Annotated in this window: 22 protein-coding genes and 1 pseudogene; 6 read left to right on the forward strand and 17 right to left on the reverse strand. The window is 38.3% G+C overall.

Annotated elements, in window-relative coordinates; genetic code table 11:
- Window positions 1-185: 185 nt before the first annotated feature.
- The 3 genes from DWX28_RS17190 to DWX28_RS17200 all read right to left on the reverse strand — a co-directional run bounded on the left by DWX28_RS17190 (window position 186) and on the right by DWX28_RS17200 (window position 2,876).
- Entirely contained in the window at window positions 186-686 is a 501-nt protein-coding gene (locus DWX28_RS17190) for a hypothetical protein (RefSeq protein ID WP_330417696.1), read from the reverse strand.
- Between the two features lie 404 nt (window positions 687-1,090).
- Complete coding sequence (locus tag DWX28_RS17195) at window positions 1,091-2,239, reverse strand: SLC13 family permease (RefSeq protein ID WP_118254229.1); 1,149 nt, start codon at window positions 2,237-2,239, stop codon at window positions 1,091-1,093.
- 178 nt (window positions 2,240-2,417) lie between these two features.
- Window positions 2,418-2,876 (reverse strand): helix-turn-helix domain-containing protein, encoded by a 459-nt coding sequence (locus DWX28_RS17200; protein WP_118254232.1) that lies wholly within the window; start codon window positions 2,874-2,876, stop codon window positions 2,418-2,420.
- Between the two features lie 257 nt (window positions 2,877-3,133).
- Here DWX28_RS17200 and DWX28_RS17205 point away from each other — a divergent pair, with 257 nt between their 5' ends.
- Window positions 3,134-3,649, forward strand: coding sequence for a helix-turn-helix domain-containing protein (locus DWX28_RS17205; protein WP_118254235.1), 516 nt, complete (start codon window positions 3,134-3,136; stop codon window positions 3,647-3,649).
- Between the two features lie 348 nt (window positions 3,650-3,997).
- Here DWX28_RS17205 and DWX28_RS20305 read toward each other — a convergent pair whose 3' ends face one another.
- Window positions 3,998-4,126 (reverse strand): hypothetical protein, encoded by a 129-nt coding sequence (locus DWX28_RS20305; RefSeq protein WP_255420416.1) that lies wholly within the window; start codon window positions 4,124-4,126, stop codon window positions 3,998-4,000.
- A gap of 227 nt (window positions 4,127-4,353) precedes the next feature.
- Between DWX28_RS20305 and DWX28_RS17215 the strand changes: the two genes are divergently transcribed.
- Window positions 4,354-5,190, forward strand: a complete 837-nt coding sequence (locus DWX28_RS17215) for an AIM24 family protein (RefSeq protein ID WP_118254240.1) — start codon at window positions 4,354-4,356, stop codon at window positions 5,188-5,190.
- 129 nt (window positions 5,191-5,319) lie between these two features.
- On the opposite strand, the gene DWX28_RS17220 is transcribed toward DWX28_RS17215, so the two are convergent.
- From DWX28_RS17220 to DWX28_RS20120, 13 genes are all read right to left on the reverse strand, one after another.
- On the reverse strand, window positions 5,320-5,937 hold the full coding sequence (locus tag DWX28_RS17220) for a sugar O-acetyltransferase (RefSeq protein WP_118254243.1): 618 nt from the start codon (window positions 5,935-5,937) through the stop codon (window positions 5,320-5,322).
- Between the two features lie 180 nt (window positions 5,938-6,117).
- Window positions 6,118-6,804, reverse strand: a complete 687-nt coding sequence (locus DWX28_RS17225) for an MBL fold metallo-hydrolase (protein ID WP_117526569.1) — start codon at window positions 6,802-6,804, stop codon at window positions 6,118-6,120.
- An 83-nt stretch (window positions 6,805-6,887) separates the two neighbouring features.
- Complete coding sequence (locus DWX28_RS17230; protein WP_118012734.1) at window positions 6,888-7,106, reverse strand: aspartate dehydrogenase; 219 nt, start codon at window positions 7,104-7,106, stop codon at window positions 6,888-6,890.
- A gap of 40 nt (window positions 7,107-7,146) precedes the next feature.
- Window positions 7,147-7,617 carry an LURP-one-related/scramblase family protein gene (locus DWX28_RS17235; RefSeq protein ID WP_118254246.1) on the reverse strand — a complete coding sequence of 157 codons (471 nt, stop codon included), beginning with the start codon at window positions 7,615-7,617 and terminating at the stop codon, window positions 7,147-7,149.
- A gap of 512 nt (window positions 7,618-8,129) precedes the next feature.
- Window positions 8,130-9,365: a M20 family metallo-hydrolase gene (locus tag DWX28_RS17240; RefSeq protein ID WP_118254249.1), complete on the reverse strand. Its 1,236-nt coding sequence runs from the start codon at window positions 9,363-9,365 to the stop codon at window positions 8,130-8,132.
- A gap of 136 nt (window positions 9,366-9,501) precedes the next feature.
- Window positions 9,502-10,035 carry a flavodoxin family protein gene (locus DWX28_RS17245; RefSeq protein WP_118254251.1) on the reverse strand — a complete coding sequence of 178 codons (534 nt, stop codon included), beginning with the start codon at window positions 10,033-10,035 and terminating at the stop codon, window positions 9,502-9,504.
- A 50-nt stretch (window positions 10,036-10,085) separates the two neighbouring features.
- Complete coding sequence (locus tag DWX28_RS17250) at window positions 10,086-10,388, reverse strand: alpha/beta fold hydrolase (RefSeq protein WP_243002473.1); 303 nt, start codon at window positions 10,386-10,388, stop codon at window positions 10,086-10,088.
- Between the two features lie 207 nt (window positions 10,389-10,595).
- Entirely contained in the window at window positions 10,596-11,201 is a 606-nt protein-coding gene (locus DWX28_RS17255; RefSeq protein WP_005426072.1) for a DUF1349 domain-containing protein, read from the reverse strand.
- Between the two features lie 117 nt (window positions 11,202-11,318).
- Window positions 11,319-12,254, reverse strand: a complete 936-nt coding sequence (gene rhuM / locus DWX28_RS17260; protein ID WP_118254254.1) for a RhuM family protein — start codon at window positions 12,252-12,254, stop codon at window positions 11,319-11,321.
- Window positions 12,255-12,360: 106 nt separating this feature from the next.
- Window positions 12,361-12,840, reverse strand: coding sequence for a GNAT family N-acetyltransferase (locus DWX28_RS17265; RefSeq protein ID WP_118254256.1), 480 nt, complete (start codon window positions 12,838-12,840; stop codon window positions 12,361-12,363).
- Window positions 12,841-12,910: 70 nt separating this feature from the next.
- Entirely contained in the window at window positions 12,911-13,723 is an 813-nt protein-coding gene (locus DWX28_RS17270) for an alpha/beta fold hydrolase (protein WP_118254258.1), read from the reverse strand.
- A 29-nt stretch (window positions 13,724-13,752) separates the two neighbouring features.
- Complete coding sequence (locus DWX28_RS17275) at window positions 13,753-14,076, reverse strand: hypothetical protein (protein WP_227222879.1); 324 nt, start codon at window positions 14,074-14,076, stop codon at window positions 13,753-13,755.
- Between the two features lie 282 nt (window positions 14,077-14,358).
- Window positions 14,359-14,739 (reverse strand): hypothetical protein, encoded by a 381-nt coding sequence (locus DWX28_RS20120; RefSeq protein ID WP_243002474.1) that lies wholly within the window; start codon window positions 14,737-14,739, stop codon window positions 14,359-14,361.
- Window positions 14,740-14,858: 119 nt separating this feature from the next.
- Here DWX28_RS20120 and DWX28_RS20125 point away from each other — a divergent pair, with 119 nt between their 5' ends.
- From DWX28_RS20125 to DWX28_RS17295, 4 genes and pseudogenes are all read left to right on the forward strand, one after another.
- Entirely contained in the window at window positions 14,859-15,332 is a 474-nt protein-coding gene (locus DWX28_RS20125) for a hypothetical protein (protein WP_243002475.1), read from the forward strand.
- Window positions 15,214-16,476 carry a sensor domain-containing diguanylate cyclase gene (locus tag DWX28_RS17285; protein ID WP_243002476.1) on the forward strand — a complete coding sequence of 421 codons (1,263 nt, stop codon included), beginning with the start codon at window positions 15,214-15,216 and terminating at the stop codon, window positions 16,474-16,476. Before DWX28_RS20125 ends, DWX28_RS17285 begins: the two co-directional genes overlap by 119 nt.
- Window positions 16,477-16,512: 36 nt before the next feature.
- Window positions 16,513-16,617 (forward strand): annotated as a pseudogene (locus DWX28_RS20675) (ATP-binding protein); the annotation flags it as partial.
- A gap of 17 nt (window positions 16,618-16,634) precedes the next feature.
- Complete coding sequence (locus DWX28_RS17295) at window positions 16,635-17,189, forward strand: CpXC domain-containing protein (protein WP_118254262.1); 555 nt, start codon at window positions 16,635-16,637, stop codon at window positions 17,187-17,189.
- The last annotated feature ends 193 nt before the right edge of the window (window positions 17,190-17,382 follow it).

The raw sequence follows: 17,382 nt of genomic DNA on the forward strand, positions 1-17,382 counted from the left end.
AAAGCGTCCGGAAGCACGCGACTTCAGTCGTGTGAGGATAGAGTTGTTGATTCACAAAACATAAAAAATAGAGCACATAGATAGATTCTACATGCTCTTACGCTTTATATTCTGTTTTTATATCTTATTCTCTTTAGACAAATTTTTTTTGATTCTGTTTATTACACCAGTTTACAACTTTATAATTAATAGACTTGCTGACGAATCAGCTGTTTTAAGGCCTTTGTCATGGCACAATAACAGATATTGATCAGATTTACCAGCATTTCAATACCCTTGCAGCTTCGTACCATATACCTGCAAAGTGACCAGAAGGTTTTCTGCTCATAGTAGCTTGTTTCAATATTCCACCGGAACGAGTACAAAAACAGCGGAATATATTTCATCCTGTCATTCTTCCATACAGGTATGCAAAGCATAATACTTACAAAGCAGTGTCCATTCAGATAATTGGAACCATTATGTGCGGCATGGTCAAAGAGTTTTGAAACATTCTCAAACCGAGTTCCGGCCTTTGCTACCATGGTATCATCCACACAAAGAAATATCGGCTGTGTTGCCAGTGAATCCGGTATCATTCTCAAAGCAACTTTAGCTGTGATATTCATAAAGTGGGAATAATCAACTTTTGCATAGGAACATGCGTGGTAAAAGGTATTGAGGGATTTTGTGGTAATTCCAGACAAAAAGTGCTGATATAAAAATCGAATGGAATGTCCAGATTCCAATGTTAGTATTGATAAAACGAGTAAAAACAAAGTATCTGCTGTTGAAGCAGAAAAAGTTTCAAAATAAATCAAAAAATATTTGTGAAGTCTACCAGTCAGAGTCTTTTCGTTGTATAATGTCTTTTTCGTACAGGGTCACTTTCCTTTGTAATGTTTTGGAGCAAACTCATTATACATCAGAAAGCCCTGTACGATATTTTTTTATGAAAAAGTTGTAAAGTGGTGTAAAGATTAATGATCTTTGTATTGGCACCGAAAATATATTTATTTCTCCGCGGCTTTTCTTCCAGGATGGGAAAGTGCCGCGGAGAATTTTTTGCGAAGAAAGAATTGCTATAGCTTTTGTAATTCCGGGAAAACCTTTATCTAAGAAAAAAATACAATATTAACATGAATATCATGAATATAATATTGGAGGCTGTGAATATTCCCAAATACTTCCCTCTCAGATTCCTGTTTTCTTTTGCAATATATTTGAAACTTATCAGGCTTGCCATGGATGCAATCAGAGTGCCGAGACCTCCAATATTGGTTCCGACAATTAAAGCCCGGTAATTATCTGTAAAGCCGGATAAAAGAAGCGCAGCGGGAACATTGCTCATAATCTGACTGGCAAGAACAGCAGTAAGTGTTTCCCTTCCTGCCATGATTCTTTCCAGAAAACTGCTGAATTGCGGAATCCTTCCAAGGTTGCCGATAAAAATAAATAATGCGATAAAGGTGGCAAGCAGGGAGTAATCCACCCTGCTTATATTTTCCCTGTTTCTTAGCAGCATATATATAAGAACCAATACAAGAGGAATCTGGTATGGAATGATACGTGCAACAGTGAGCAGGCAGATTGTAAATAAGATCAGGTAAGCGGCCAGGTATTCCATGTTAAGTTCTTTTCTGTCAGAGAATCCCAAAAGAGTTTTATCTTTTTCGGAACCGCATACGTGAGGTGCTTTGGCAGCGGCTACCTGTATCCATATCAGAAGAAGGATAAGTGCTGTGGCGGAATAGGGAAGCATCAGGGTTATTAATTCTGCCGCGGACATCCCTGCTCTGGCATATAGATAAAGGTTCTGCGGATTTCCGATTGGTGTGAGCATGCTTCCGAGATTAGCAGCGATTGTCTGCATGGCTACTATTTTAAGAAGCCAGTAATTGCCCAGTTCCTTTGGCAGTTTATGCACAATGATCAGTGCAAGAGGAACAAAAGTAATCAATGCCACATCATTGGTGATCACCATTGACAGGAAGAAACATAAGAGTACCAACAGCCTGATCACACCCACAGTTCCCGATGTTCCCATCAGCAATTTTTTGGCGAGTATATCAAAAACACCAACAGCCTTCAAACCAGCTACAATTGCCATCAAACAGAAGAGGAGCCCGAGAGTCCTGAAATCGATATAAGTAAAATAAGCCTTATCCGGTCTGACCCAGAACATAGAAAGAAGCGCCAGGATCACTGCAATTGACAAAACGGTTTCTTTCCTGAAAAAAACATATAATTTTTGTAACATAATATTTCCTTTCCGGTCTGATACGACCGCGTATAAGTATATCACAGAAACATCCAGAAAAAAAGAATATCATTTTGTATTGTGGATTTCCAGTTTTATCAACTCTTTTTAAATGATGGGGACGATGCCAGTAGAATAGATTTTTTTATCATCATTGGTAGCCAACTTGGCTACCATTTCACCACATATAACAATCAAACTCTTTCTCTCTGCCTTGCAGCCAACCCTCAAACTCCTGCCTTGGAATGCGAATCGTTTTGCTGCTTTGTACTGCTTCTACTTTTCCTTTTTTAATCCATTTGTGCACAGTTGCCGGATTCACTCCTGCCAGAACTGCTGCCTCATTTACTGTCAGATAAACATCATTTCCTATATTTTTGCTATGACCATCTCGTTCCAGAACCGCTCTTCTATAAGCTTCAATCCTGCGATTATCTTCACCCTTCACTGTCTCTGGTATTTCGTCCGATACGATATGATAATCGTCCTGGCTGCCATACCATTCATAAAAACTCTTCTTTGTCACTCGTCTTCGATCATCAAACTCAATGGTTTTCAGAATCTCTGACTGATTCAGAAGACCATATACGGTAGATCTTGGAACGCCTAATAACCTGGCCATCTCTGGCATAGCCATGGAGCTTTCTACAATGTCACGAACTTTCTCCCGGTCCTCGGCATTTCGGTACTGTTTCTGACTTCGATACCATTTATCAAATGTTTTTTGGGGGTATCATTTCCTCTTTCACTCTTTTTGACTTCATGTTCATTATTGAGCTTGTTGTTAATTGATAATTCAAGTATAATAAACTCTATACGAGAAATGCACGTCTTGCATGAGGACTTAAATATTGATAATCCTCATGTTTAGCGATATACGGGGAGGAAATTCTCATGGGTAAACAATCCACCAGGGAAAACAAAACAATTTACCAGCTTTGCCGAGAAGCGGCAGGACTTACAAGAGCAGAGGCCAGTGAAAAAATGGATGCTGTCTCTGATTCAAAAATTGAAAAATTTGAATATGAAACACAAGAACCTACGCCTTATGACATCCTCCAAATGGCAGATGCCTATAAAAGACCAGAGCTTTGCAATTATTATTGCTCTCACAAATGCGAAATCGGCTATCGTTATGTTCCTGAAGTAGAAGTAACCGATCTGTCAAATATCATTTTGGAGACAATTGCCAGTTTAAATGAAATCAATCCTCTTACTGGTCGTCTAATCCAGATTGCCCGTGACGGTAAGATCAGCGATGATGAAATGAAAGATTTTGCTTATATCAGTAAAAAACTTGATGAAATTTCTTTAGCCATAGACTCTTTGAATCTTTGGGTAGATAAGACCGCCGGAGAACAGGGGCTTAATCTTGATCTCTTAAATGCCGAAAAAGAAAAATTAAAATAATCCATGACGCAACAAAAGGCAATGAAGCATTTCTGACTCATTGCCTTTTCCTTTACATACGCTGTAATTGATTGACTATACTTTCTGTTTTCTTCCTCCTGATCCATTATGAATGTGACGTCACCAGTGCTATAATGCCACCGACAATCAACAATGGAAAAGCAATGTACATCAGTCCACCTATAACCATACCAATCAACATCACCGGAAAGAAAATAACTGTACAAAGTAGTTTCATAATTCCCCAGGACGCTTTTAATCCAAATATAAAAAATTTTCCAACAAACCAAATTATACAAATTGTAAATAATAACGATAACATTTTTTACTCCTTCTGACATGTGTCTTTCATTTTTTCTGTTCTTTTTCTGCTAAATATTCAGATGTGTTCTTTATACCAAGTTTATTACTGAATGTCGGATTTTTCTCCATCTTTTCTATTATCCGGATTAATCGAATTCTCTGTGCTGCTTCCATCTGATCACCCCATTTATATTCTGCTTTTTTGTTGATATTGTCACTATAACAAATTTATTTTTCATAATACACATCCACCATGAGGAATTACATCTTTATATTTCTCGAATTTTGAGAATTCTGTCTTTATATTTCTCTGCACGAATTGTTTTCTATCTATGCTGACTCTTTTATAATAAGCATATACGAGCAACATCATAAATTATTATTAAAAGGGAGATTATGCTATGCGAATTGAAAATTTACAAAATGAAAACAGAAAATATGCAAAAAGCATCGGAAACTTCCATGTGCTTGAATATGTGCAGGATGCCAGCGTTTCACCTATGAATGCAATGAATGAGTATTTCATGAGTAAAATGAATGTCAGAAGAAGACAGGTTGTTATTGATATTGATAAAGACCATTCAGCTGTTATCCAGGCTGGTTCCATGCAGTGGATGGGTGGTAATGTACAAGCCACGTCTGGTGTAAAAGGTATCGGAGATTTCCTTGGAAAGGCACTCAAGGGTGCGGTTACAAAAGAAACCGCAGTTAAACCAGAATATGTTGGTGAAGGCTGTCTGGTACTGGAACCGACATATAAATACATTATTCTTGCAGATGTTGGCAAGTGGGGATCGGCCGGAATGACAATTGAAGATGGCATGTTCCTGGCTTGTGATGCAAATGTAAAAAGTAAAGTTGTAGCCAGAAAGAACCTTTCATCAGCAGTATTAGGTAGCGAAGGCCTGTTTAATCTGAGTTTACAGGGAAATGGTGTAGCTGCACTGGAGTCTAATGTTCCCGAAGATGAATTGATTGAAGTTATATTGGAAAATGATGAACTGAAAATTGATGGAAACCTTGCCGTATGCTGGTCATCAAACCTTGAATTTACCGTAGAACGATCAACCAAAACACTTGTCGGATCTGCAGTTAGCGGAGAGGGTCTGGTAAATGTTTACCGCGGAACAGGACGGGTACTGATGTGTCCGGTCGCACCGACAACTTCCTTGTTTGAGTCCACCAACACCATGACAGCAAAGGCTGCAGCTAAATCCAGCAATACATTTGGAAAATAAGCATAAAATACATTCCCTTGTAACCAACGAACGCCGGTATAGGATTATAAAAATCCTGTATCGGCGTTATTAATTGATCGTTTTATTTTTCTTTATTAAAATAAACCTCTCGTCATCTCGGCAAATTTTTCAATTCTTTTCAATTCCATCTAGCATATGATCTTTCTCAGTTATTTTTCGAATGACCCGGCATGGATTTCCAACTGCCAAACTATACGGCGGAATATCTTTTGTTACAACACTTCCTGCACCAATTACACACCCTTCTCCTATGGTGACACCACCGCAAACAACCACATTAGATGCTAGCCAGCAATTATCTTTTATAGTTATTGGTTTCGCATATTCAAGATTATAAAAACTGCCATCTTCTCTCATCCTGATATTGCGTTCTTCAGGTAATAATGGATGCATGGGAGTTGCCAATGTAACATTTGGACCAATCATCACATTATCGCCTATATGTATTTCACATACATCTAAACATGTAAAATTAAAATTTGCAGAACTGAATTTTCCAAAGAACGTATTACATCCATAATCAAAATAAACAGGTGCCTGTAAATAGGGGAGTTCCTCTGTTGCTGTCAATAATTCCCTCAATATCTGTGCTTGTTCTTCTTGGTCATCTTCATCTGTCAAATTGTATTTTCTTGCTAATTTACGTGCATTCACGCGTAATTGTTCCAATTCTTTATCTGTTGGATCGTACAACTCTCCACTTAGCATTTTTTCTCTTTCAGTCATTTCCGATAGCCTCCTAATTCCGATTAGCGTATCAAATCATTTTCTTCATTCTATCACAGCCTCTATTATTCCACCATCAATCTTTCAAACCAGGTATCCATAGCAAGGATGAACTGACCTACATCTCCTTGACAAACTTGTTTGGAGAGGCTACGATACGCCCTGTGATCGCACTAAACTTCATAATTCTTCTCCTTTTGCACATTCTGTGTTTTTAATACGTGATTTATATTGCGGATATTCCGTGATAAACCGCTTAATTACATTGGCATCATTCCAGTAATGCATTGGAAAAATGACATTGCAATCTACATTTTTAAGGAAATACAGGATCCCGTCGGCATAGTGATTTCCCTGTCTCGGATCTAAAGGGACAAATGCAGCATCAAAATGCATACCCTTGATTTTCCTGATCTCCGCACGATATGCTGAAGTAAGTCTCTGGTTATCAGCTTTTGGCTCACCATCCCAATACCAGTCATTTAAGTCACCAGCATGATAAATGGTGCCTTCCTTTGTTTTGACAATAAATGCTACACCACTATCGTTAGATAGCAATGTATCGACTTGGGTGCCATTATCCAGATTATAAGTCTGATCATGATAAACATATGTGATCTTCATATCTGACAAATGTTTTCTTTTGCGTATATCTTTCGCCAAAATTGCCTGATATGTCATGCTCATGTCATCAAGGATCTCAAAAATCACAGGATTAAAATGATCCTTATGAAAATGACTGCAAAAAACAATTACTTCTTTTTTCTTGTCAAGAAGTGGTAATTCACCCTTATAATAGTCAAAAATATAGTAGCAATCTTTAGTTTCAATTAAAAATCCACTGTGGTTAATGTAAGTAATTTTCATCATATCACCTTTATAAAATAACTCCGTTTTCCCTATAAGCTTACAGACGAATACCTGGCGTTCATCCACGACCCAGAAGATGTCTAATATTCTTTTGCAATTTCCTCTGTTATCTCATATATCTCTTTGAATCTTTCTAGGTCCTCCGGCGATCTGATCAGCATGATTTCTTCGATTTTTCCGGTCCGTATGTCTTTGAATCCTGCTACTTCTTCCCCGGTACAAATGCTTGCACGAATAACTGGTTTCATATGTTCTCGGTCATATGTTTTTTTCACGATTTTCTTTTTGAATAATCCCATGCTTCATCCTCCGAATAATTACAGTAACAAGATCAACTATTTAATTTCTGGAACATTTTTCTGCATCGATTGCCAGTACAAACATCAGCGCATCCAATGCATTTCCTGGATCCTGCACATCAATAACATATGTATCAGTCATATGAAACAGTTCTTTACTAACCCGTGCAATTGAATAACCGCTTTGATCAAGAATGCTATAGTCCCATTCCATAATGGTTCCATCAATATGCCATCCATTGTAATCAATATTATAATGTGGCGTCAGGAATGAGAATTCTTTGCTCAGGCATCCGATATAACTGCCGTTTTTATAAATTTCAAATTTAGGAAGAAAAGTAAGTACTTTCTGAACAACCATTCCTACTTCATTTCCATAGGCATCATAAATTACAAGTTTATGTCCCCAGGACAACTGGCCTTTTACTACATAAACAGTGTTGCCTGCTTCATCATCGATATCATAGCTGTCAAACCATGAAAACAGCCTTTGTTTAAACAATAACTTCATAACTTTTCACCGCTCTCTCCAACAGATATAATTGGTTCTTTATAAGTATCATAATACCATGCCGGAACACCTTAAAAAATATGTAAATTGAAGAATTAACCTATCTTATTTCACAGATTATGATAAAACATAGATTTCCGGCTATAAATCTCTACTCGTTCCCCAAAAGGTACAAAAAAGACCATTTACTGTTTTACGGTAAATAGTCTTTACATTTCAATATTCAATTTATATCATACTGAGCCACTTGTCGTCCCTGCAAATTTGAATTTGTCTGGCTCTTTACATAAATGGAGTTTCATTTTCACATCAGTCATACAGATTATCTCTTCAATTTTTATACATTCTGATTTGAATTTTTAGAACCAGTTATAAAATATTGTTCTTCGGGGTTATTACAATCTATTTCAAACAGCCGATCTAATTCATAGTTGTTTAAATATGCCGTTTTACTTATATTGGACAAGCCAATAATTACAAAGGCTTTATTATCATTAGCAATGTAATAAAACTTACCATGATAAAAAGGTTTGAGCCGATAATTCTTTTAACACGTCACAAAGCAGTTCAAAACCGGTCTGTATATCCGCTACAGCGGTGGCTTCTGCCGGATTATGGCTGATACCTCCGATACTCGGCACGAAGATCATCGCGGTCGGGAAATGCTTTCCGAATACCATCGAGTCGTGTCCGGCGCCGCTGTTCATATGCTTATACGCGAGATGTTTCTCTTCACAGTGCCGCTCGATCACCCGAATCACGTTCGGATCCATCCGTACGGACTCCAGCCAGTCATTCTGTCGAAGCCGGGTCTGAAAGCCCTTGCGTTCGATGGATTCCAGTACACGTTTCAGAAGAACCACATCTTGAAGCAGTTCCTCATTGCTACCATCGCGCAGATCGATGAGCAGATTCACTCGATCTGCAATGACATTCTGCATTCCAGGAAATACCTGTATCGCGCCATAGGTAAGGGTGGCAGAAGGAGCCTGCGCCATCATCTGACGGGTAGACTCTGTGATAAATTCCGCAGCAGCTACCACAGGATCGTGCCGTAAAGACATCGAGGTGGTACCTGCATGGTTCTGGCTTCCCTGAATGGTCAGCTCATAGTTGACGATACCGACGATACTGTCCACAATACCGATCTGCTTCTGCTCGCTTTCAAGCACCGGTCCCTGTTCGATATGCAGTTCTACGATTGCTCGAATATCGTCACGTTTCACGTTTTTCAGCGCTTCCGTCTGATACCCGGCAGATACCAGTGCTTCACGAAGTGTGACGCCATCACGGCTGAGCTCCTCGAGATCCTCTTCTTTCAGCGTGCCACAGATTGCGCGGCTCCCCTGACAGCCGGATGGAAAACGACTGCCCTCTTCCTCCATCAGACCACCCACTTCCAGGCTGTGTTTCGGAACGAAGCCCGACTGTTTGAGGTATCCCAGCGCTGCCACACCGGTCACAACGCCCAGTGCGCCATCATATTTTCCACCGTTCTTCACGGTATCCAGGTGGGATCCCGTCAGTATGGTTCCAGGTTCTGTCCCCGGAAGCCGTCCATACACGTTACCGATCGCGTCCTCTCTGTATTCAAGCCCCAGATCCTCGATCCACTCACGCAGGATGTTCTTCGCGATTTTGTCTTCCAGAGTATACGCTGCACGCCAGATCTCTCCGTCGATGCGCGTCGCATCGGCCAGCTGACACAGCATTTCTTCGATTCTTACTCCCGCTTCGTTTTTCATCATAAATGTCACCTCATTTCATAGTTTGTTTTCTTTCAATATTTCTCCGTATTCTTCTCCTGCGCGACCTCCCATTGTGTATAATCAGGTATGGCATTCCTCACTTAAAGAACTCGGTCAATTTCGATTGTTCAACAGCTTAAATGGCATATCCCATATCGTAGGCTTTTTGGAAAACACTTTGATTTTTGACCAATCCAGCATCCATCACGTTTGCTGCATATATCTTTCCTGCAATCTTGTATTCTTCCAGATGCTCTACAAAACCATTCAGATCACCAAGCGATCTTTCAATAATATCCTCACCCAGGCCAGCTGATATAATATAGTAAACCTCTTTTTTACCGAGATGCTGCCAGATTGGGTAAGTACGGTCAATAAAAGTCTTCATCTGGGCACTGATTCCATAAAAATAAACCGGAGTAGCCAGTACAAGTACATCTGCTTTCTGAAACATTTTAAGTATCTCAGCCATATCATCTTTTAATACACAGGTACCGCCATTTCTCATACAGCCGTCACAGGCCCTGCAAAAGCCTATGTTCTGCTCCATGATACGTACGATTTTCACCTGGTGTCCTTTTGCTTCTGCACCTTTTTTGAACTGTTCACATAAGATTTGTGAATTTCCTTTTTTTCTTGGTGAACTTGAAATAATCAGTATATTTTTCATTAGTTTTTCTCCTCTCCCACTTTTCAATTCAAATAACTTTAGGTTGCCTCTCATAAAATATTCGAAAAAAACTCTTCTAGTAAACTATTGATCATCTCCAGTTTATCTGTATTAGAATTATGACCGGCCCCTTCAATCCACTTTAAAGGAATTTCCGTTTTTCGCTGCCATTCTCTGTTATACCTCATGCATGAACCGGCATGATCCTTTGTACCACATATCAACAGGGAAGGACATTTGATTTCATATGGCAGATCCTTTTCCATTGCCTCTGCCAGAATACGAAATCCATGCCCGGCAATTTGAGCATAACGATGCTGATTACCATCATAGACCAGCATCATTTCCTTCATCAGGTTTCTGCCATAATTAGAAGTTGCAACTCCCTCAGTTCCGGATTTCAAAAGCCACTTCCATGGATAATGTGCATAGACCTGGTAAAAATACAAGCGTCGTTGTATCCAAACTCAGATTATTTGACCAATAGTGAATTGTTCCGCAAGGAGTTTGATATGTACTTTCCTATTTTCATATTGGTTTTTTATATCAAATACAGTCCGCTACATCTCATCCGGCTTTTGACCATCGTGGGCTTTCCATTGACACTCCGTCAATTTCATATCTGTAAATACCGCTTTAAACGATGAATCTTCCGGACTGCATGCATAAATTCCAAATTTGATTTTTCCTGCACCAGCCCACATATGACAAATCCTCATTTGCTTAAACCGTATTCCATCCTCAGAACATTCAATGCAATAATCATCTTCACGTCTACTGAGACGATACCACATAGATTTAATCTCTGCATCAATTTCCGTAGTTGCCCAATCTGAATATCCATTGTTTGTCACAACACTTCCCAGGTGCTGAAAATAGTCATTCTCATATTCTATAGAACCTTTCAACCAATTCTCACTGTCAAGATACATAACCACACCGCACTGATCAAAGCGATGATGACTTTCCTTAAAATCAGTTTTCACTATAAATGAAAAAAACTTTTCCTCTGTTTCTATCTGCAGAACCGGAGCATTATCATTGCGGAAATGATAGTAAGTTCTTTGCCACAAATCAGTTCCAGGCTGTGTAATAATCTCAATTTTGTCATCTGTCAGCGTGTAATCATCAGGTTCTCTCGTCCACTTAAAATCTTTTATATTCATCTCATTATCCCTCCAAATCTCGATTGTTATAATCTTTTTCAACTCCACCTTCTTGCCCTTCGGACAAGAAGTATCCCTCGCTCAAAGAGTTCGGTCAATTCCGATTCGAAATCAAATTTACATTATTAGCAAATTCATCACCAAATTAACCATAATATCTTTCTCCTTTGGATCTGACTCTGCAATCATTAATGTTATTGCTACTAATGCACCATCACTTACCCTTTTTTGATCAGCTTTGTAAAGTATATTATTTCGAGCCAAAAATTCCAAAAATAACGATGCAGCAATTCTCTTGCATCCATCAGCATAAGGATGATCTTTTATCATAAAATACAAAAGATTGGCTGCTTTCTCTTCTAAGGAAGGATAAACATCTCCTCCAAAAACATTTTGATAAACTGCTGCAAGAATACCTTCAACTTTTCCCTTTTCTTTCTCAATCCCAAAGACATCCGAGTGAAATGAATCTTCCATTGCATTCACCATATTTCGGCAATCTTCATATGTAATTCTATAGATAGCCTTGCTTCCAGTAGGCTTTTTAAGTGATTGATGATCATACTGATCTAACAACATCAAAGCATTTGTATATAAGCTAACAGCTTTCAACACCTCTGCTTCATCTACTTCCAAAGTGCATGCAAGCATTTTTGTTTGGATATTTATTGTTCGTTGTAAAGCTTCTAATCTTTTTTCATTGATTGCATACCCCTGTATGATATACTGTTTTAGAACACTATTAGCCCATTTTCTAAATTCTACCCCTCGATTAGATTTCACTCTATAGCCTATAGAAATAATCATATCTAAATTATAATGTTCAACTTGATACACTTTTCCATCTGAAGCAGTTGTCGCAAAATTTGCGACAACTGAATTATCCAACTCTTCTTTTAATGCATTATTAATATGTTTCCCAATTGTCTTTACATCTCTTCCAAACAATTCGGCTAACTGTTTTCTATTAAGCCATACAGTATTATTTTTTATAGGCACAGTTAACTTTATTTCTTTATCGGCAGTTTCAAACAAAATTAATTCATTCTCCATGTTTGCTTTCCCTTCTGAAAATACAAAAAAATGCCAACAGTTAAAACGAATTCAATAATAAATTTTCTATAATTTAGTCCTACAAACTTGAAGTTATCGGCCTGCTTTACAGTTCATAATAATACAGACAGATATTTTGATAGGTTCCATCTTTCATACGAAAACCTTTCGGTACCACTCCAATCTTCGCAAACCCCAGTCGTTCGTACAAATGACGCGCATGAAGATTGTTTTCCACTACAGCATTGAATTGCAAAATTCCAAAGCCATGCTGCTTTGCTTGTGTAAGACAATCAGTTACTAATTTTTCACCGATATGCTCGCCGCGGTAATCTGTAGCAACAGCGTAACTCGCATTTGCAATATGCCCGCAGCGACCGATATTGTTTGGATGCAGGATATAGAGCCCCACGATTTTTCCGTTGTCATCTGCAACACCACAATATGTCTGTGCTGCAAAAAAGTCAGCACCCGTTTTATCATTCAAAAAATCTTCTTGTGGAAAAGCCTCACCATCTTCTACAACTTTATTCCAGATATAAACCATTGCAGAAATGTCTTTTTCCATATACTTTCTGATTTCCATAATCTTTCCTCCAACTTCCGATTTGTTTATTGTCCTTTTATAACGGTTGACCAATTGTTTTCAATAGTCTTTATATGTTTGAAAGGAATTCTTCTATTAAACTATTTATCATCTCCGGTTTATCTGTATTAGAATTATGACCGGCCCCTTCAATCCACTTTAAAGGAATTTTCGTTTTTCGATGCCATTCTCTGTTATACCTTATGCATGAGCCGGCATGATCCTTTGTACCACATATCAACAAGGAAGGAGATTTGATTTCATATGGCAGATCCTTTTCCATTGCCTCTGCCAGAATACGAAACCCATGCCCGGCAATTTGGGCATAACGATGCTGATCACCATCATAGACTAGCATCATTTCCTTCATCAGATTTCTGCCATAATTAGAAGCTGCAACTCCCTCAGTTCCGGATTTCAAAAGCAACTTCCATGGGTAATGTGCATATACTGGTTCCATTCTTTTCAGAAGCCAGATCTCCACTGCTGTCACATAGTTTCTCTGGAGCGGTGCTGAATCAATGGAAATAAAACCTGCCAGCCGGTCAGGATACAATTGTGCATAAGCCTGTCCCACATATCCTCCCATTGATTGACCGATTATAATTGGTTTTATGATTTCTTCTTTTTCAAGAATCCCATTCAGCCATTTTGCCTTATCAAACAGATCAAATTCAAACCGAAACGGCCAGGAAGAGGCATGAGCCGGTGCATCCCATACAATAATATTATATTTTTCCACGAAATACTCAACCTGTTTATCAAACAGTCTATGGTCAGCAGTCAACCCCGGAAGAAATACAAGCGTCGTTGTATCCAAACTCAGAATACTTGACCAATAATGAATCGTTCCACAAGGAGTTTGATATATACTTTCCTTCACAAGTTCACCTCCACAATTTCCTTGTATTATTATTTCCCGTAGTTCTCCTCCCAGTAATCATACGCATCATCATATCCGCCATCATAATTTCCTCCACCGAATTCCTCAGCCCAGTCATCGGCGAAATCATCCGGATCATCATAATTATAAACATCATAAGAATCGTTTCTCCGGGAGGAATAAGAATTGCTGTATGTATTGTATGAACGCGATGGAGTACTCTTTTTTCCAGAAGAATAACTTCTTTGGGATTTACTGGAATAGCTGTTACTCGTACTGTTTTTTCTTTGAGAATTTTCATATGCTCTTTCTCTTTTCATCGCCTCTTCATAAATACTGTTAATATGCTCCATGCAATAGTTTGTTCCCCAATCTTTTTTGTTCCAGCATCCCGGTTCATCACAGTAAAGATCCACTACCTTCAATGTAATTATGATTATCAGCTCAACACTAATGATTACTGTCGCTATGATTTTAAAAGTCTTTGAATAAAAAAAATCCGGCAGTCACATATCTCTTCTCCTTTATCTCTTTTATCTAATTCTGATGTTATCAGTTTACATCAAATAGCAGTGCATAAATCCGCATAACCAACGGATTTGCCAGAACTAGTAGTTCTAAAGTATGTTTCGTTTTCACGACATCATTTCTAATACAGATTTTACCGTACTTTTTAATCTCAGTCCATCCTTTATACCCAGGCGATAGAAAAACTCTTCTGTCTCTGCTCCGCTGGCAAATATTTCATCGCAATACTTCGTAAGCACTTCCTCTTGTTCCGAAGACAGTGTTTCCAAAAGCTTCTGGTATTCCTTCTCTATATTTTCATTATATGGCCGTGTATCTTGATTTGATTTCCATTCAGAATATGCTTTGCTCATACGATTGGAGATCATCTTATCAACAGACTCCTCTACGTCTTTTGACACCTTTGAGGGAGACTCTTGCTTTTGAACTTTTTCGTTCTTCGCTTTTTCAAGTGTTGACTCGTCAATATAGTGAATAATTTCCCTCAAATTTGACTTCATATGGATTATGCACAGTTCGTTTTTTCATAAAACCTATTCTGTTTTTCGACTTCTGTGCTATAATGCCTTATTATAAAAATTCCCATGGACAAAACGAGGTGAACCAAGTGAAAAAACAAACACTTGTGCCTCTTATCACTTTTTTACTGGGCATATGCCTTGTTAGTTTGATTGTATACAAAACAGACACCCACGAAAAAGAGCAGAGACACATAACAGCACAATTAAACGTAGTCACCTATGGCGAACGAATAAAGAATGAAATTACAAATGGAATTGAGATCACAGATACCTTGAAGCAAATCTTAATAAGTGAAGATGGCGAAATCCATCAGTTTGAAACAATTGCAGGAAATCTTATGTCTGATTCTATTGAAAGTGTACAGCTCGCTCCTAATGGTGTTGTTACAGATATTTATCCGGCTAATGAAAATGAGGCAGGTAAGATTGATTTGATCCATGATAAAGACCGCGGAAAAATTTCCTGTTACGCAAGAGACAACCATACAATCATTACGCAGGGCCCCTTCAAATTTTGGATACGAATACAAAATTTCAAAAACAGACGCTCCATGGAGTGATACTTATAAAGTGGTTTATCAATCAGATGGGCAAATAAATCGTCCTGTTTCTTATATATTTACAATAGGAGACGAAAACTGGAAATTTGAAGTAACTCCTAAAAGTGGATGGAGAAATGCCACATTACTGATAATCATCATCGGAATTTTTCTTACAATAAGCCTTCTCCTGTCAGTTCTTACCAGAGTATGGTTAGTAGCAAAAGAACATAAGGAAAAGTTTCAGATACTGGCGCGCACAGATTCTCTTACAAATATTTATAACCGCTATGGATTTGATGAATTTGCAGAAAAAATGATTCAAAAAAATCCAAAAACACATTTTGTGGCTGCGCTCCTTGATATCGATGATTTCAAGTTTATTAATGATATCTATGGACATAATTACGGAGACAGGGCACTAAAGAATCTTGCAGACAGCATGAAGACTTTTTTCCCATCCGATGCATTACTTGGAAGAAATGGTGGTGACGAATTCTGCATTCTTTTACCAAATTGTACTTTTGCAGAAGCAGCTATACAGCTGCAGAAATTCACCAAACTTCCTAAATCATTCTCATACCATGGTAAGGAACATGCATTTTATATTTCTCTAGGATATGCAGAATACCCAACATTTGCATCCAATCGTTCACAACTCATGCGCTGCGCAGATGCCGCTCTTTATGAAATAAAGCTTCATGGAAAAAATGGATGTATGGTCTACAGAGAAGGACTTCGGTCAGGTGCCCGAAAACAACTTGGATTCGCATTCAAGGATATCTCTGAACATCTTCCAGGTGCATTCATCATATACAGAGCTGACAAAGAAGATGATGAACTATTTTTTGCAAATGATGAATTTCTTCATATGTCCGGATATAAAGATATAGATGAACTGTTCAGACTTACTGAGAAAAGTTTTCGCAACTTGATTCGTGAAGATGAACAGCAACAGATAGAATCAAGTATCTGGGAACAGATTGACAACGGCAATGAAAATGACTATATTCACTTTCATCTTCGAAAAGCTGACGGAACTTATTTTTCTGTTCTTGATCATGGAAGAATTGTAGAGAGCCCGCAATACGGGAAAGTATTTTATGTATTGTTCATGGATTGGGAAGATATGCATATTCGTTACAATGATAAATTCGCAAGATAAAATATTGCAAAAAACAGAGCATATAATCTATTTTCATATAATGTTTATGTCAGCAAGCTCTATCAAAAGGAAATCGACTTTGTTGCTCAGAGAAGCAACGAGAAGTTTTATATTCAGATCAGCGACAACATTTCCGGGCAGTAAACATTTGAGAGAGAATGCTTTCCTCGGCTTCAGATTCGAGATGCTTCCTTTATACCTGTCCAAGCTGTGGAGAGACCTTTCGTTTAAACTACTCTACACTCTATCACCAGATGGAAGATCTTATCATGATTTATCTGGTTTCTGAATCAGAAGTGGCCGAAACATATGATTTGTTTTATGGAGAACATGCTATGGCTGATTTTCGTACCAAAAAGTACTTAAACCGGAGTGTAACGCCTGCAAATCAGCTCGTTGAAAAGATACAGATTTTTGATGCTGGTAAGGATGACAGGATAATGGAACTTGTTAAATTACTTGCGGCAGATTCTATTCTTAAAAATGATCCTGATAAAGAATTTGATGAACTGTGCTTTGCTGTCGACAACGACGGAACAAATATTCTTGTAATCATTAATAAGGGTGAGATTACTGGTGCAGTTGACATTGACAATATGTATGAATTTGCTTCTTCACACTGCGATGATTTCAAGGATCTCCGCGATGATGAGGATATTGTTATCAATCAGGAGTGGATCCTTAACAAACTTTCTGAAAATGAAAATGAATAATATATTTGGTGGCTACACCCCCAAGCCTCTGTGGAATCAATAACGCTGGTACTGGATATCAAAATCCCGCACCGGCGTTATTGATTGTAATTATCTTACATTGACAAAATGATAGATTGTCAGCTCTGCAGTCGAGTAGACTAAGACCTCTCAATCTTAGCCCCTCACAGATCCGTACGTGCGGCTTTCCCGC

The organism is Blautia sp. AF19-10LB (assembly GCF_003461245.1).
Classification (GTDB): domain Bacteria; phylum Bacillota; class Clostridia; order Lachnospirales; family Lachnospiraceae; genus Blautia_A; species Blautia_A intestinihominis.

What these genes read in the sequence shown, in the direction of transcription:
- DWX28_RS17240 (WP_118254249.1), bottom strand. Translation starts at nt 9,365, where the DNA reads ATGATGAAAAACGAAGCGGGAGTAAGAATCGAAGAAATGCTGTGTCAG.
- DWX28_RS17200 (WP_118254232.1), bottom strand. Translation starts at nt 2,876, where the DNA reads ATGGCTATGCCAGAGATGGCCAGGTTATTAGGCGTTCCAAGATCTACC.
- DWX28_RS17255 (WP_005426072.1), bottom strand. Translation starts at nt 11,201, where the DNA reads ATGAATATAAAAGATTTTAAGTGGACGAGAGAACCTGATGATTACACG.
- DWX28_RS17265 (WP_118254256.1), bottom strand. Translation starts at nt 12,840, where the DNA reads ATGGAAATCAGAAAGTATATGGAAAAAGACATTTCTGCAATGGTTTAT.
- DWX28_RS17230 (WP_118012734.1), bottom strand. Translation starts at nt 7,106, where the DNA reads ATGGGATTATTCAAAAAGAAAATCGTGAAAAAAACATATGACCGAGAA.
- DWX28_RS20305 (WP_255420416.1), bottom strand. Translation starts at nt 4,126, where the DNA reads ATGGAAGCAGCACAGAGAATTCGATTAATCCGGATAATAGAAAAGATG.
- DWX28_RS17250 (WP_243002473.1), bottom strand. Translation starts at nt 10,388, where the DNA reads ATGAAGGAAATGATGCTGGTCTATGATGGTAATCAGCATCGTTATGCT.
- rhuM (WP_118254254.1), bottom strand. Translation starts at nt 12,254, where the DNA reads ATGGAGAATGAATTAATTTTGTTTGAAACTGCCGATAAAGAAATAAAG.
- DWX28_RS17235 (WP_118254246.1), bottom strand. Translation starts at nt 7,617, where the DNA reads ATGAAGTTATTGTTTAAACAAAGGCTGTTTTCATGGTTTGACAGCTAT.
- DWX28_RS17225 (WP_117526569.1), bottom strand. Translation starts at nt 6,804, where the DNA reads ATGAAAATTACTTACATTAACCACAGTGGATTTTTAATTGAAACTAAA.
- DWX28_RS17220 (WP_118254243.1), bottom strand. Translation starts at nt 5,937, where the DNA reads ATGACTGAAAGAGAAAAAATGCTAAGTGGAGAGTTGTACGATCCAACA.
- DWX28_RS17205 (WP_118254235.1), top strand. Translation starts at nt 3,134, where the DNA reads ATGGGTAAACAATCCACCAGGGAAAACAAAACAATTTACCAGCTTTGC.
- DWX28_RS17195 (WP_118254229.1), bottom strand. Translation starts at nt 2,239, where the DNA reads ATGTTACAAAAATTATATGTTTTTTTCAGGAAAGAAACCGTTTTGTCA.
- DWX28_RS17245 (WP_118254251.1), bottom strand. Translation starts at nt 10,035, where the DNA reads ATGAAAAATATACTGATTATTTCAAGTTCACCAAGAAAAAAAGGAAAT.
- DWX28_RS17295 (WP_118254262.1), top strand. Translation starts at nt 16,635, where the DNA reads ATGCTTTCCTCGGCTTCAGATTCGAGATGCTTCCTTTATACCTGTCCA.
- DWX28_RS17275 (WP_227222879.1), bottom strand. Translation starts at nt 14,076, where the DNA reads ATGGAGCATATTAACAGTATTTATGAAGAGGCGATGAAAAGAGAAAGA.
- DWX28_RS17215 (WP_118254240.1), top strand. Translation starts at nt 4,354, where the DNA reads ATGCGAATTGAAAATTTACAAAATGAAAACAGAAAATATGCAAAAAGC.